The 15,787-nt window shown below is 37.6% G+C and carries 14 protein-coding genes; 11 read left to right on the top strand and 3 right to left on the bottom strand.

All coding sequences use genetic code 11. The features are described 5' to 3' along the window. The 3 genes from C5L21_RS05950 (at position 1) to pnuC (ending at position 2,431) form a co-directional block, all read left to right on the top strand. Positions 1-735, top strand: coding sequence for a 3-oxoacyl-ACP reductase (locus C5L21_RS05950; RefSeq protein WP_004901702.1), 735 nt, complete (start codon positions 1-3; stop codon positions 733-735). A gap of 63 nt (positions 736-798) precedes the next feature. Further along, positions 799-1,371: a uracil-DNA glycosylase family protein gene (locus tag C5L21_RS05945; RefSeq protein ID WP_004906957.1), complete on the top strand. Its 573-nt coding sequence runs from the start codon at positions 799-801 to the stop codon at positions 1,369-1,371. A gap of 265 nt (positions 1,372-1,636) precedes the next feature. Further along, the gene (pnuC, locus tag C5L21_RS05940) at positions 1,637-2,431 is read left to right on the top strand and encodes a nicotinamide riboside transporter PnuC (RefSeq protein WP_085698998.1); all 795 of its coding nucleotides are present in this window, start codon (positions 1,637-1,639) and stop codon (positions 2,429-2,431) included. A gap of 67 nt (positions 2,432-2,498) precedes the next feature. On the opposite strand, the gene C5L21_RS05935 is transcribed toward pnuC, so the two are convergent. Both C5L21_RS05935 and C5L21_RS05930 read right to left on the bottom strand, forming a co-directional pair. Beyond that, the gene (locus C5L21_RS05935) at positions 2,499-3,605 is read right to left on the bottom strand and encodes an SLC13 family permease (protein WP_085699000.1); all 1,107 of its coding nucleotides are present in this window, start codon (positions 3,603-3,605) and stop codon (positions 2,499-2,501) included. Positions 3,606-3,707: 102 nt separating this feature from the next. Then, a complete protein-coding gene (locus C5L21_RS05930) occupies positions 3,708-4,595 on the bottom strand; it encodes a LysR family transcriptional regulator (RefSeq protein ID WP_004905711.1) in 888 nt (295 codons plus the stop codon). 145 nt (positions 4,596-4,740) lie between these two features. On the opposite strand from C5L21_RS05930, the gene C5L21_RS05925 reads away from it, so the two are divergent. The 3 genes from C5L21_RS05925 (at position 4,741) to C5L21_RS05915 (ending at position 8,340) form a co-directional block, all read left to right on the top strand. Beyond that, positions 4,741-6,369, top strand: coding sequence for a malolactic enzyme (locus C5L21_RS05925; RefSeq protein WP_085699002.1), 1,629 nt, complete (start codon positions 4,741-4,743; stop codon positions 6,367-6,369). Between the two features lie 14 nt (positions 6,370-6,383). Beyond that, entirely contained in the window at positions 6,384-7,661 is a 1,278-nt protein-coding gene (locus tag C5L21_RS05920; protein ID WP_004901689.1) for a 2-hydroxycarboxylate transporter family protein, read from the top strand. A gap of 130 nt (positions 7,662-7,791) precedes the next feature. Beyond that, entirely contained in the window at positions 7,792-8,340 is a 549-nt protein-coding gene (locus tag C5L21_RS05915) for an NADPH-dependent FMN reductase (RefSeq protein WP_004901684.1), read from the top strand. 66 nt (positions 8,341-8,406) lie between these two features. Here the strand turns inward: C5L21_RS05915 and C5L21_RS05910 are convergent, their stop codons facing one another. After that, positions 8,407-9,234: an Rgg/GadR/MutR family transcriptional regulator gene (locus C5L21_RS05910; protein ID WP_004901681.1), complete on the bottom strand. Its 828-nt coding sequence runs from the start codon at positions 9,232-9,234 to the stop codon at positions 8,407-8,409. A gap of 286 nt (positions 9,235-9,520) precedes the next feature. Between C5L21_RS05910 and C5L21_RS05905 the strand changes: the two genes are divergently transcribed. The 5 genes from C5L21_RS05905 to C5L21_RS05885 all read left to right on the top strand — a co-directional run bounded on the left by C5L21_RS05905 (position 9,521) and on the right by C5L21_RS05885 (position 15,772). Further along, a complete protein-coding gene (locus C5L21_RS05905; RefSeq protein ID WP_040190188.1) occupies positions 9,521-10,570 on the top strand; it encodes a 2,3-butanediol dehydrogenase in 1,050 nt (349 codons plus the stop codon). Positions 10,571-10,651: 81 nt separating this feature from the next. Further along, positions 10,652-11,128 (top strand): glutathione peroxidase, encoded by a 477-nt coding sequence (locus C5L21_RS05900; RefSeq protein WP_133286153.1) that lies wholly within the window; start codon positions 10,652-10,654, stop codon positions 11,126-11,128. Between the two features lie 49 nt (positions 11,129-11,177). Beyond that, complete coding sequence (locus tag C5L21_RS05895; RefSeq protein WP_004905701.1) at positions 11,178-12,227, top strand: lactonase family protein; 1,050 nt, start codon at positions 11,178-11,180, stop codon at positions 12,225-12,227. A 141-nt stretch (positions 12,228-12,368) separates the two neighbouring features. Continuing rightward, positions 12,369-14,399 (top strand): KUP/HAK/KT family potassium transporter, encoded by a 2,031-nt coding sequence (locus C5L21_RS05890; RefSeq protein ID WP_085699004.1) that lies wholly within the window; start codon positions 12,369-12,371, stop codon positions 14,397-14,399. 128 nt (positions 14,400-14,527) lie between these two features. After that, on the top strand, positions 14,528-15,772 hold the full coding sequence (locus tag C5L21_RS05885) for an LCP family glycopolymer transferase (RefSeq protein ID WP_085699006.1): 1,245 nt from the start codon (positions 14,528-14,530) through the stop codon (positions 15,770-15,772). Positions 15,773-15,787: the final 15 nt, after the last annotated feature.

The raw sequence follows: 15,787 nt of genomic DNA, 5'->3' as shown, positions 1-15,787 counted from the left end.
ATGACGCAAGATTATAGCAATAAAAATATCTTATTAACCGGTGCTGCTTCAGGCATCGGTTTTTCGCAATTAGAGGCATATCTGGCGGCGGGCGCAATAGTTTATGCTGTAGACAGGCAAGACATTGCTTATCAACACATTAATTTGAAAACATTTAAATTGGATATTAGTCAACATAAACAACTTAAGGTATGGCTTGAAACACTAACACAATCGGTATCTTTTGACATATTATTGAATACAGCTGGTGTATTAGATGATTACAAGACATCCTTAGACACCACGCTGGATGACTGGCAGCATGTGCTTGACATTAATTTGACCCCAATGTTTATTCTGACAAATGCTGTTTTGCCAGCAATGCTATCTCGAGGCTACGGTCATATTATTAATATGGCTTCCATTGCCGGTTTTTCTGCCGGTGGTGGTGGTGTAGCTTATACTTCAGCTAAACATGCAATTGTAGGTTATACGAAACAATTAGCTTTTGATTATGCTGCAAAAGGCTTACATGTTAATGCTATTGCACCAGGTGCGATTAAAACGCCGATGAATGCAGCAGATTTTGCAGGTGACGCTGAGATGGCAAAACAGGTGGCTGCGCAAACACCTGCCAAACGTTGGGCTAATCCTGATGAAGTTGCGCAATTATCTTTGTATCTGACTAGTCAACAAGCTGATTACATCAACGGCACTGTAATACCCATTGATGGTGGCTGGACTTTGGGACACTGAGCTTCTGTTGCGTGATTTGAATGTGATATACTTAGGAAAGATATAAGTTTGGGGGCAATTGATATGTCATTATTTGAAGAAATTGCAAATGATGAGGACAATAAGGTATATAAAGCAAAGGGATGGCTGCCTATATACGCTGCACCGAGAACGGCAGAAATATTGATTATTGGGCAAGCACCAAGTAAGCGCGTGCAAGAGACTGGTATTATGTGGCATGATGCGTCGGGTGATCGTTTGCGCGATTGGTTGGGTGTGTCGGAGACAGTATTTTATCAGTCTGGTAAAATTGGTGTTATTCCCATGGATTTTTACTATCCGGGAAAAGCCGCTTCGGGTGATAAGGCACCTCGAAAGGGTGTTGCTGAAAAATGGCACCCTAAATTACTCGGTGAAATGCCAAATGTCAAGTTGATTATTTTGATTGGGGCTTATGCACAGCGTTATTATTTGAATTTGACAAACAAAGAAACGATAACAGCGACTATTAAAAATTATCAGCATTATTTACCAAAATATTTTCCGATTGTCCATCCATCACCAAGGAACAATATTTGGTTGAAGAAGAATCCGTGGTTTGAGCAAGAAGTATTGCCAATGCTTAAGCAAGAAGTGCAGGCAATTTTGAAACAATAATCAAAGGACGTGTTTGAATACAATCAGACAGGTGCTTTTTTAGTTATTTACCATAGTATAAATTAACAAGGTAACTTTTAATGCGTATATGCGTTATAATTATCATCAGTGATTACGTGTAGATAATCACAAATTATAGAAGTGAGTACAGATGATGCGCATAAATAAACCGCCATAAAGTTAGTTAAACTATCATTAAATTGACAAATTCACGTAGCGTTGCTTCCGAACACGGCTACTAAAAAACAATAGGAGATAAAAGTCAATGAACACATTAACAGGTACCGTAGCACAAAAATGGAATCATTTTAAAACAGGCATGATATTGTTACCCAAACAGCTACAATACACTTTCAGCCTCAAAGCAAATTTAACCGACATACAGGCGTTAACTAAAACTTCAAGGTTATTGATGGGCGTTATGCTATTGGCAACGGTTGTGGCATTTATATTTGGTGATAATTTTTCTCCAATTGGTTGGATTAGCCTGATAACAGGTATTTCAACAGTTATTAATTTAATTTTGGTCGACCAAGGTCGCCTAACTAATTATAGTTGGGGTATGTTAAGCACCGTCGTTTGGCTCATTGTAGCATTAAATAACCACTTGATTGGTGATATTGCCTCGCAATCGTTTTACTTTGTAATGCAGTTTATCGGTATTTCAGTTTGGCATCAAAATAAAAGTAGTCGTCATGTCGTTGAGTCAAAAAAACTCTCTTTTCAAAAGGGAATGGCTTATTTTGCGATGACGATTATTATATATGGCGTGGTTTTATTTGTTAGTCACTCACTTCATGGTTCGCAAATTTATTTAGATGCAACGTTATTGCCACTGGGTATTGTCGGACAAATTTTAATGACTTATGGCTATCGCTCACAATGGATTGCTTGGATAACTCTTGATATTATTAATGTTATTATCTGGGCGAGAGCGTTAAGTATGGATGGCTCAGCCGGCGCAACCTCAATGCTAGTATTGCAAGTTATCATGTTAATTAATGCTTTCTATGGGCAGTATATGTGGTTTAATCAGTCTAAACAAAACTTAGTGCAATAAACAGCACGCATCATATCATAAATAAAAAGCAGTGCCAGCAATAAAAAAATTGCTGGCACTGCTTTATTTAGATGAATAAAATTAAACTGCCAATAATAACAAAAATAATTAAATAAATTAAATTCAGCCAAGTAAAAGTCTTAAAGAAAGTGACAGATGTTCTGTCTTGCGAAAAAATATTATATTGACGCAAGGCGAGCAGGTTAGCTAAGGAGGCAATTAGTGTGCCTAGACCACCAACTGTAACCCCTAAATAAATACCATAAAAATGATCTGTAAACTTGGATAACAGCACAGCAGCAGGTACATTACTGACGAATTGGCTTGATATAATTGCTGCAAAAAATGCATGAAATTGTGTTTGGGTTGTCGCTACTAAAAGCTGATGGATAATATCGATTCTGCTAACAGCACCGACAATAATAAAGAAATTGATGAAAGTTAAAATAATCCCATAATCAACTTGTTGGAATACTTGTTTATCAAGCAAGAAGGCACTTAATACACTGGCTAATAAGGACCACCAAATCGCAATAAAAGACAAAATTCCTAATAAGACAATCACTGTTGCAAGTATTAACCACCATACCTTGTGATGGTCTAGTGACACAGAATCAGTTGAGATATTATCAATAGGTTTGGCTGGAAATAGAAAACTCACAGCAAAGAGACTAATCAGTCCAATCAAACCCAAAGGGATAGACATGCCCAAAAATGTCGGTAAGCTTAAATGATAAAAAGAAACAAGGTACAGGTTTTGCGGATTACCAAAAGGTGTCAGCGCACTTCCAAGATTAGCATAGATTGTCAGTAGACTAATTGGAACAATTTTTTTGATGGCCACTTGCTGACTAATTTTAAAAAAAATAGGTACCAATGTCAGAATGGCCACATCGTTAGTGAACAGCATAGAACCGACAAATGAAAATAAAAGCATGACACGTATGATGTCACGAGTCGATCGACATTTGATGACAACTGTATTGGCGATATACTTTAACACATGTAATTGCTCATATACTGAAACGATGATGATAAGCGATAGTAGCGATAAAATTGTTTTGAGATCAATATCTTCAACAGTGACGTGCCCGAAAATAAAAGCAATAATTGCTAGGAATAGGGTAATTAAAAATGTTTTATCGGTGGCGATTTTTCTGATGACACTTGACATAATTATGCGATGTCCTTTGTGAATTTAGTATGATGATGCTTGTTCAATTATAACTGATTTTAAAGGAGAAACCAGCAAAAAAATAGGCAATGGCCATTTCGGCTATAGTTGTTGGGATAAGATATTCATTAACATACGTTCTTCAGTTGTTAATACATGATTTTTCCTGAATGCTACATTCACATTGAATGTTGGTTGTGATGAATCAAGTAAAGGCACCATGATAATATCGTCATGATTAGATTTGACAATATTGGTAAGGATGGCAATGCCAAGGTTTTCAGCAACTAGACTCATTAGAAAATAAACATCACTTGTTTTCATAAAAGTCTTAGGTCGATATCCGGCTTTTCTAGATAAAAGTTTAATAGCTTGCTCATGAATAAAACTACTATCCAAGGAAATAAATAGCTGCTCTTTTAGTGCTTCAAAATATAGACCAGGATTTTTGGCTAATGGATTTTTAGCAGACATATAAACATAGAATGTGGTTTTGGCAAAAGGAAAAATTTGTAATTTATCATCGACGGCATCACCTAAGGAACCCAACAGGGCAATATCGATGTCGCCATCAATCAGAGATTGCTTTAAACTATTGGATCCAGCTTCGTAAATATTCATGTGACTAATGTTAAATTGACGATCGAATTCTTTAGTAGCCATCGCTATTTTAGCAAAGTAGGCATTTTTGATAATTGGTGGTAGGCCTATTGTTGTGGTATGTGAACGCAAATGATCTAATTCGTGTTTGGCACTATCAATTTCATTTAAAATCGATAAACTATGCTCGTGTAATTGTTCACCAGCAGCAGTAAATTTTAACTCGGATTGGGCATTACCACGAATAACTAATTTAATCTGAAAAAAATTTTCTAGTCGTTTTATAGCACTACTAATGGAGGGCTGACTGATACCAAAAATTTTAGCAACTTTTGTAAAATTTTTTTCTCTGTATAATGCATTGTAGTACATTAAGTCATTGACTTGCATGTTTTTATCCTTTATTATCAACACTTTAGGCTAATGCTATAACTTTTAGTTATGACATGTTACTCATTTGACTATAAACTAAATAGCCGTGTATAGTCAAGGCTGTTATTAATCAATAAACATAATATTTGGAGGAAATAAGGCAATGACGATGACAGGATATGATGTATTACGTAACCCATTTTTGAATAAAGGGACAGGCTTCACAATAGAAGAACGTGAAGCGCTCGGTTTGACAGGTGCTTTGCCAAGTCGTGTGCAAACAATTGATGAACAGGCTGATCAAGCATATCATCAGTTTCAATCAAAGGATGCTCCTTTAGAAAAGCGTATTTTTTTGATGAATCTTTTTAATGAAAATGTGACTTTGTTCTATCACCTCATGGATCAGCACGTATCAGAATTTATGCCGATTGTTTATGACCCGGTTGTGGCAGAATCAATTGAAAAATATAATGATATTTTTACTAATCCACAAAATGCTGCATTCTTATCAGTTGATCGACCAGAAGATATTAAACAATCCTTGGTTAATGCCGCTGCAGGACGTGATATTAAGCTGGTGGTTGTAACAGATGCCGAGGGTATTCTTGGTATGGGTGACTGGGGTGTCAACGGCGTTGATATTGCAGTAGGTAAATTAATGGTTTATACAGCTGCTGCAGGCATTGACCCAGCCAGTGTATTAGCAATCAGTATTGATGCAGGGACTAACAATCAAGCACTTTTGGAGGATCCCCGTTACCTTGGTAATCGGCATACACGTATTGAAGGGGATGCTTATTTGGCATTTATTGACCAGTTTGTACAAGCTGAGCAATCATTGTTCCCTGAATCATTGCTACACTGGGAAGATTTTGGTCGAGGCAATGCGCAAGTGATTCTCGATAAGTATAAGGACCAAATTGCAACGTTTAACGATGATATTCAGGGTACAGGTATGATTGTTTTAGCAGGTATTTTTGGCGCTTTGAATATTTCAAAAGAAAAGTTAGTTGACCAAACATTTGTAACTTTTGGTGCTGGAACCGCTGGTATGGGTATTGTCAATCAAATATTTACAGAGTTGCAACAAGCTGGTTTGACAGCAGATGAAGCACGCCAACATTTTTATCTTGTTGATAAGCAAGGTTTGTTATTTAATGACACACCAGAATTAACAGCTGCACAAATACCTTTCACACGTTCACGTGATGAGTTTGCTGATGCCGAAACATTGACGTCATTATCAGCCGTTGTAAAGGCACTGCATCCAACAGTTTTGATTGGTACATCAACACAGCCGGGAACGTTTACTGAAGAAATTGTGAAAGAGATGGCCGCACATACTGAACGTCCAATTATTTTCCCACTATCAAATCCTACAAAGTTGGCCGAAGCCAAAGCTGAAGATTTGATCAAATGGACCGACGGAAAGGCGTTGGTTTCAACTGGAATACCGGCAGCAGATGTTGACTACCAGGGTGTAACCTATAAAATTGGTCAAGGGAACAATGCTTTGATTTATCCAGGACTTGGTTTTGGCTTGGTAGCGTCGACAGCAAAGTTGTTAACACAGGAAACAATTTCAGCTGCAATTCATGCATTAGGTGGCTTGGTAGATTCTGAAGAGCCTGGTGCAGCAGTCTTACCACCGGTCTCTCATTTAACGACATTCTCACAGAAAATTGCTGAAGTAACAGCGCAAAGCGTTTTGGACCAAAAGCTAAACCGTGAAGCTATAACTGATGCAAAAAAGGCTGTGCAAGACGCCAAGTGGTCAGCAGAATACTAATAGGATTATAATTTATGATATCTCAAAAATTTTGGGGCACAAAAATTAGTGGTGTGAGTCTACCACTTTATGTTGCCATGATGGTCGTTTTAGCTGCAACAATTGCTCTGAATAAATTGCCTTTAAATATGTTGGGACTGACGTTGATGTTAGTGTTGTTTGGCCATCTATTCTTTTATATTGGCAATAGGTTACCAATTGTCAAGTCATATCTTGGTGGTGGATCAGTATTTACGATTTTTGCTTCGGCTGCACTAGCAACGTCCGGAATCATTTCAGCACCAATCGTTAATGCAACAAAAACGTTTATGAACGATAACGGGTTGTTGGATTTCTATATCGCTGCACTTATTGTAGGGTCAATATTAGGTATGAATCGGAATTTGCTTTTAAAGGCCGCTGTACGCTTTATACCGGTATCTTTGGCAGCAATGATTATTGGCTTCTTTTCTGTCGGACTGGTGGGCATGATTTTGGGGGTTGGTTTTGGCCATGCAGTCATGTTTATTTCGATGCCGATGATGGCAGGCGGTATAGGAGCGGGCGCTGTGCCACTTTCTCATATCTACGCACAAGGCTTGGGTGTTAGTTCTGGCACAATGTTCTCTGAAATTATTCCAGCAATTACGTTAGGCAATGTGCTGGCGGTAATTGGTGCTGCATTGATTGCAAAAGTTGGTGCCAACACTAAGTATGATGGACATGGTGTGTTACTCCCAATTAGCGAAGATGAAAAAACCAAACCACTACGCACGTTAGATGCAACGCAAATCGGCGTCGGTATGATGATTGCATTTACGTTTTTCCTTTTGGGAACAATATTGAATTATTTTGTACCTAAAGTACACACTTATGCTTTTATTATTATTTTAGTAATTATATTTAAGGCGTTTAATTGGGTTCCTAAGCAATTAGAGGAATCTGTGGTTATGTTTAATAAAGTGATTATGGGTAATTTAACACATGCTGTGTTGGCCGGTATCGGTTTAGCACTGATTAACTTACATGTCTTGGCGCAATCTTTGACTTGGAAGTTCGTTATTTTGACCTTAACAAGCGTAGTTGTCATGGGTATTGCTAGTGCTTTTATTGGTAAATTATTTGGACTATATCCTGTTGAGTCAGCTATTGCTGCAGGTATGAGTGATAATAGTATGGGTGGCACAGGTAATGTTGCCGTACTATCTGCGTCAAATCGTATGGAAATGATTGCCTTTGCACAAATGGGTAATCGTATGGGTGGTGCGCTTGTTTTGATATTTGGCGGCATTTTGATTCATTATTTACATTAATTAATATTTGACTTTTGACGATATAATCTTACGGTTATATCGTTTTTTCGTGGTTATGTGAAAGAGAGTTGCAACTTTTAATTTTTAGGCGTATACTAACAAATAGTAAGTGAAAAGGAGAATTAATTGTATGACTAAGTTTGGTGTTGTTGTTGGATCGACGCGTAAGAATTCATATTCTCATGGCGTCGCTGAAGCTATTGTTGCTGGATTGCCTGAAGAAGCGGAGGTAACTTTCTTGAACATTGCAGAGTTGCCACTTTATAATCAAGATTTTGATGAAGAATCACCAGAAGTTTACACGCAATTTAGAGCAACAGTGGCAGCACAAGATGCATTTATTTTTGTCACGCCAGAGCACAATCGTAGTATTTCTGCTGCATTAAAAAATGCTTTAGATGTTGCTTCAAGGCCTTGGGGACAAAACGTTTGGCAAGGCAAGCCAGCTTTGGTGGCCTCACAATCTATTTCTGGTATCTCTGGTGTCTTAGCGCATCATATCTTGCGTCAATCATTAGTTTTCTTGGATATGCCAACGATGCAACAACCAGAACTCTATATAGGTAATGTTGCTAATCTTGCTGATGAAACAGGCCAGATTAGTAATGCTGATACGAAGGCGTTTCTTGCCAACGCAGGGAACCAATTTGCTGATTTTGCTCAGCGCTTTATTAAGTAATAAGCGATTAAGTCATTCACAAAAAAGCCAATGCGGTTGAGCATAGGCTTTTTTTTTCATCATTATCTACGGTATAAACTTGTTGAAACGTTTTAACATGCTTTTTTGATGCAAAATCGAGGTGACTTGATAGGCATTAGCAATTAATGTGTTATCACTTAAAATAACCCCTTGCCAAAATAACAACCATGTCTGTAATGCTAAATCATCGGTTAATATAGCCATGCTTTTGAGTTGATTAATAAGATGTTGTGTGAAAGTATAATTATTTTGAACAACGCTAGCTTCTAATAAGTTATTAATTACTTTTTTTAATGTGCGTTCTGAGTGTGTAGATAGTTCATGCTGTCTGTATTGGTTTAGTATATCTTTAATGTATGGTGAAAGTCGGTTAACTGGTACCATGTATACAATACGGCTAAACAATAGGATATCGTAATACTGCCAGTTTTCTATGTCAAAAAAATAGTCGACTAATTCATCTTGTATCGCATGAGGCGCTAGCTGTTTTTTTAGATGGTACTTTGTTGCTTTTGTCATCAAGAATAAGTGGCGATTAAGCAAGCTATCAGGTTGGCTACGTGACTGTGACTGGGTTAACACGTATAATTTATCGAGCATGACACCATCGTTGTTGTGATCAATTATTTCTAACTGGTTTGCTAAGGCAGATAGCTTGGATTGCTTTTTATCAAAAATACTATAAAAGTATTCTTCAAATGTAATCATTAATGCATCACAAAGCATTAAAACAGTTTGATCACTTGGGTCAGTTTGATTGTTTTCTATTCTGGAAACCATTGACTGTGATCCGATTAGCGCACCAAGCTTGGCTTGAGACATGCCACGCTTTTGCCTTGTTTTACGAATGAGTTCACCATTTTTGTAATTCATATTTTCCCCTAGACCTAATATTAAGATTTGTATATTATAAGGCCCATTATTTCACACTGTCTATGGAAATGGTTAACGTTTCACAATTGGTTTTTTTGATGTCGTTGCGCTGTGAAGTATTCAGCGAATAAAAGTAAATGAAAATTATAAAACAGTCACAATATACTTATTATTGAGACATTATATAGTCTGAAAAAATTAATAAAAAGACGAAATCAAGTGTTATAATGAAGCTAGAGGCAAAGGACTTGTCTTGTCACATATACAGTAAAGGAGTATATTACTTATGAAAGCAGCAGTATGGCATGGTGTTAAAGACGTTCGTGTTGAGGACGTTGAACTAAAACCCATGAAGTCAAATGAAGTCGTTGTTCGTGTTGCTTACGCTGGCATTTGCGGTAGTGATTTACATGAATACCTTGAAGGACCAGTGTTCATTCCAGTTGATAAACAAGATGAGTTGACTGGTGGACAAGCACCATTGACAATGGGCCATGAATTTTCAGGCATTATTGACAAAGTTGGTGCCGATGTGACTAACTTCAAAGTCGGGGATCATGTATCTATTAATCCAACAGTTACAAAGGGTAACTGGGCAGATGATGTCGATGTTTATGATGGTTATAGTTTTATTGGCTTAAGTACAGATGGTGGTTTTACGTCATTTGTCAATGTGCCTGAAGAGAATTTGTATCATTTACCCGAAGACTTCTCATTGAAGCTGGCTGCAACAATCGAACCAACTGCTGTGGCTGTTCAAGCCGTTAAAGAGGGTGGTTTGCGCTTTGGTCAAAAAGTTGTTATTTTTGGTGCTGGGCCTATTGGTGTGTTGGTAGCGGCTGCAGCAAAAGCTGCCGGTGCAACTAAAATTGTCGTTGTCGATTTATCTGAGGTGCGTTTGAATAAAGCACTTGAGATGGGTGCAACAGATGTGATTAACCCTAGTCAAGTTAAAGACGCCATCGGTGCTATTAAGGCGATTATTCCTGAAGGAGCAGATGTTTCCTTTGAAGTTGCTGGCGTACAACCTACGTTTGAACAGGCAATTGATGCTACGCGACCACGTGGAACCATGGTAATTGTATCTATTTTTGCTCGGCCAATTAGTTTTAATCCAATGCAATTAATGAATGCAGGGGTTAAACTGACAACAACGATTGCCTATTCAAAAGAAACCTTCCAACAAACTGTTGACCTTGTAAGTAGTGGCCAAATCGATGTTGAGCCTGTTATTACAGATACGATTGTATTAGATAATATTGTAGAAGCAGGATTTGAATCGTTAACACATGACAAGTCTCAAGCAAAGATTTTGGTTGATCTTAGCCAAGAATAAATATTGATTTTTAAGTGGTCGTTATCCACATCAAAACGACTGCTTTTCTTTTTAACTAATTATGATAGTTGGAGGTGTAGTATGGCAGATACAGTATATAATTTTGATGTGGTAAAAGAAGACGGGAAACTATATTCTTTGGCTACACTAAAGGGCAAAATCATTATTATCGTTAATACGGCAACTAAATGTGGCTTCGCACCACAATTTGAAGAATTAGAAACGTTATACCGGACGTATGGTGATAAGGGACTAGTTATTTTAGGGTTTCCATCAAATCAGTTTAAACAAGAGGTTAATTCGAGCCACGAAGCTGCTGAAGCCTGTCGATTAACCTATGGTGTTTCTTTTCCGATGCACCAAATTATTGCAGTGAATGGCAAAAATACTGATCCGTTGTTTAAATATATCAAACAGAATACCCCAAGCCCATTGGGTAGCACAATTAAATGGAATTTTACTAAGTTTTTGGTCGGACGTGATGGCGTACCAGTGAAACGCTATGCTCCAAAAACACGACCACAGGATATGACTGCAGATATTGAACGGCTATTATAGTAATGTCATGTCGTATTAATTTAAACGATGACTTGATTAAGGAGATATTATGTTATTTCAAAATGTAATGTTTGGGACATATACGCGTCGCCAATCATCAGGGATTTATCAGGCTGTTTTAGACTTAGAGACTGGTAAACTAACCAAACCAACACTATTGATTCAAACTGGATCGCCTACCTACACTGTGATGAGTCAGGCAGGTTTTTTATACGCGGTTAATCGACAAAATGGTCAAGGGCCAACAGGTGGTCTTGGTGGTTTCAATGTGTATGATTTTAACAATTCTGGCGAACCAAAAAAAGTTCAAGAATGGCTAACCCCTGATGCTTCAGAAGCTTATTTAGCAATTGACGAGAAACGTCAGCTGCTTTTTGCGGCAAATTATCATTTAGCAACATTAACTATTTTTAAAATCAAAAGTGATGGGACTGTGACGCAAACCGATCAGTATACGGCTTCTGGTAAGGGACCAAGACCGGAACAAAATAAAGCACATATTCATTTTGCTAATTTAACGCCTGATGGTCGGCTTGCAATCGTTGATTTAGGATCTGACAAAGTTACAATATTTGATGTGACGGATGGCAAGTTGACGTTACAAAATGTTTTTGAGACTGGGACTGGATTTGGCCCGAGACACATGCGCTTTAATCCAATTTACCAAAATGTTGCCTATGTGTTAGGCGAACTCTCATCACTTATCTCAGTTGTTAAATACGATACAGACACTGCTGCATTGATATTACATAAAACTTACCCTACTATTCCCAATGATTGGACTGCTCACAATGGGGCAGCAGCTATTCGTGTATCTCATGATGGTCGATTTGTTTATGTTTCTAATCGTGGGCACAACTCGCTAGCTGTATTTAAAGTGACACATCAAGGTAGAGTGTTAGATTTAGTACAAACTATTGGCACTGCAGGCGATTTTCCTAGAGATTTCAATATTGATCCATCTGGTCAATATATTGTTGTGGCTAATCAAAATACCGATAATGTCACCGTGTTTAGGCGTAATCAAGAAAGTGGTTTATTAACTAAAATACAACAGGATTTTCCGATACCAGAAGGTGTCCGTGTGATGTTTTATTAATGATAAAAGACTTGTATCCGTGTGCAAGTCTTTTTCTTTGTATTGATTTTATGATGCAAAAAAATAGCTATATATTTCTTTGCAAATGTGAGATAATAATCGCCATACAGAAGTAATTAATTAAATTCACAGAGGTGAAAAATGGCTATGGAAAAAAGTCCTAAATGGCTACCGATAGGCGCAGTAATTGCCTTAGGCATTGTATATGGGGATATTGGTACTTCTCCACTGTATACTATGAATTCTATCCTAAACAGTGCACGTAGTGCCGAGCAAATCAACACGTTTGTATTAGGTTCGGTGTCTTTGGTATTTTGGACACTGATGCTTATTACGACAGTTAAATACGTGTGGATTGCTTTGCGAGCTGACAACCATGGCGAAGGTGGTATATTTGCTTTATATAGTCGTGTCAAACAGAGCAATAAGAAGTGGCTGTTAATTCCGGCCCTAATTGGCGGTTCTGCTTTACTGGCTGACGGAACTTTAACACCAGCAGTGACTGTCACAACCGCAATAGAAGGACTAAAAAATCAAAAAATTGGTTCTTTCTTGTTCCCCGATAATCAAACTGTCGTAGTTGCTGTGGTGACAGTCCTTTTGTTGATTATATTTGCATTTCAAAAAGCTGGAACGAAAAAAATTGGTAATATATTTGGACCAGTCATGTTGTTATGGTTTCTTTTTATCGGGACATTTGGTTTATTAAACATTTTTTCTGATCTCAGCATTTTAAAAGCACTTTCACCAACATACGCAATTAGCGTGTTAATGAGTCCAGAAAACAAAAGCGGCCTTTTTATTTTAGGTAGTGTTTTCTTGGCAACTACTGGTGCTGAAGCATTGTATTCAGATATGGGCCATGTTGGCAAACGTAATATTTATATCAGTTGGCCGTTTGTATATACGATGTTAATCTTAAATTATATGGGCCAAGGCGCATGGATTATGACACATGCGACCAAGGTGAACATACGAGCACAATCTGTTAATCCTTTTTTTGAAATTTTACCAGGACAGTGGCGCTTTATTGGTGTCATATTAGCCACGTTAGCCGCAATAATTGCTTCTCAAGCACTCATTTCCGGCGCGTATACGTTAGTTAGTGAAGCAATTAATCTGAAAGTCGTACCACGATTACGAACTTTTTATCCTAGTGTTGCACGTGGTCAAATGTATATTGGCACCGTGAACTGGATTTTATGTGCTATTGGTTTATTGGTTGTATGGTTTTTCCAGACATCGCACAATATGGAGGCTGCCTATGGTTTGGCCATCACAATTACGATGTTGATGACAACATTGCTCTTGTTTGAATTTATTAGACAAAATGGTCAACGCGTTTTGGCTATGGTCTTTATTGTTGTCTTTGGTTTCATTGAAACTGTTTTCCTAATTGCTAGCCTAGGTAAATTCATGCATGGTGGTTATGCAACATTAATTATTATGCTTGGTATTTTGTTAATTATGGTGGTGTGGTTTTACGGTAATAAACGACGTGAAGCAATTTCTAAACAGAACGACTATTTATCTTTAAAAGATTACCGTAAGCAGTTAATTAATTTGTCAAAAGATACTGAGGAATCTGTGTTTGCCACGAATTTAGTGTATATTGCCAATATGCATCAGAACTATATGTTGAAGCGTTCGATTATATACTCATTGATTGGTTCAAGACCCAAACGAGCTGCCATTTATTGGTTTGTGACCATGCGTGAATCTTCGGATCCGTTTGGAAAGAGTTATGAAGTTGATATGTTGGGAACAGATAATATCGTGCATGTCACATTTTATTTGGGTTTTAAGGTAGAACCACAAATTCATATTTATCTGAAACAAATTGCAAGTCTTTTGATTAAACAAGGCGTTTTGAAGCCACAATTTCAAAAGTATGCGATGGAAAAGCACGGTAACGTTGGTGATTTTAAGTATGTTATTGCTAGTCAATACTATGCAGATCTGTTAAATTTGCCTAATATTCATGCCTGGGATCGCTTTTTAATTGGTGGCCGTGTTTGGTTACAATCACATACAGCGACGCCAAGCGACTTTTATGGTTTAGAATTTAGTGATGTCGTCGAAGAAATCGTACCATTATTTATATCTAGCACGAACCGCAAAAAACTAACACAATTGACAGTTAAAAATGTCGTTAAACCAGATGCTGAATAAGTAATCAATCGTTTGATTTTTGTGAAAGGAAAAGCGAGCTAAAATTAATTTAAATTGTTAATTTGGCTCGTTTTGTGTTAAATTTAATATTATATAAAAAATAGCATATTGCCGGGGGATAGACCTTCATGTCTAACGAAAACAAACGCTCAGACAATTTATCAAATCAAGATCAAACAACTATGAGCCGTGTTGAGCAACGTCAGCCAAAAAAACGAGGCAAAAAACGAATTATTTTAATGATTTTAGGATTTCTCATACTTCTAGGTGCAGGTTTTGGTACCTACTATGCAAGTAGTGTGAAGAGTTCGTTGGATAAAGCCTACTTTGCAACCGGACTAGGTTCAGAAAAAGAAGCAAGCACACTAATTAAAGAAAAAAAGCCGATTTCATTTCTAGTTCTCGGGACAGACACTGGAACGGATGGTGGCTTTGGCTCTGGAAGAGACAGAGTTGGGCTAACTGATTCCTTGATGTTAGTGACGGTGAATCCACAAAAAGAGACAACAACATTAGTTTCAGTACCCCGAGATATTATGACCTCTATTTCAGGATTTGAAAGCAGCTTTCCACAAAAGCTAAATGCCGCGTATGCATTTCGTGAAGCCTCAGACGATAAAGCCTCTTTAGGAGACGGTGTTGGGACAACTATGGAAACGATTCAAAAAATGTTTAACATACCAATTAACTATTTTGCCATGGTTAACATGAGTGGTTTGGGAGATGTTGTTGATCAATTAGGAGGTGTCAAAGCCAAATCACCATTGAGCTTTAAGTTTAGCCAAGACACGGCGCATGAGGACGGTAATAATTTGTACGATTTTACCGAAGGCAAAACAAGCTTTGAATACGCTGCAGACGGCGAAAACTTTAAAAAGTATGACAAGATGGATGGCAAGGCGGCGTTAGCCTTTTCACGTATGAGATATCAAGATCCGCAAGGCGATTATGGTCGTACGCAACGCCAACGAATTTTGTTGCAGGCCATTATGACAAAAATTAAATCTGATCCGTCAACGATTCTCAATACGAAGTTTATTAGTGCCACAACTAAAAACATTGCATCAAATATGAAGATGTCGGATATGTTGGCACTCGGCTCAAATTATATGAATGCGACAAAGACAATTGACTCATATACAGTTCAAGGTGAAGGTGAGATGTATGACGGTGTATCTTACCAGCGTGTGACAACGGCGCAACGACAGGCTATTACTAACAAGTTGAGAGCAGCACTTGAATTAAAACCTGAAGATACTGGTTCGGAATTTGGTAGTACAGTGACAGAATCACAGATTGCACAAGTGGGTTCTGCCGATACATTATTCTCACAATTCAATACAAAATCGAACGAAAATTTGACATCTAACTAATCTTGTCATGTACTA

This window comes from Leuconostoc citreum, assembly GCF_004354555.1.
GTDB lineage: Bacteria > Bacillota > Bacilli > Lactobacillales > Lactobacillaceae > Leuconostoc > Leuconostoc citreum.
Note: the sequence above shows the minus strand (reverse complement) of the source record. Positions and strands in the feature narration are given on the sequence as shown.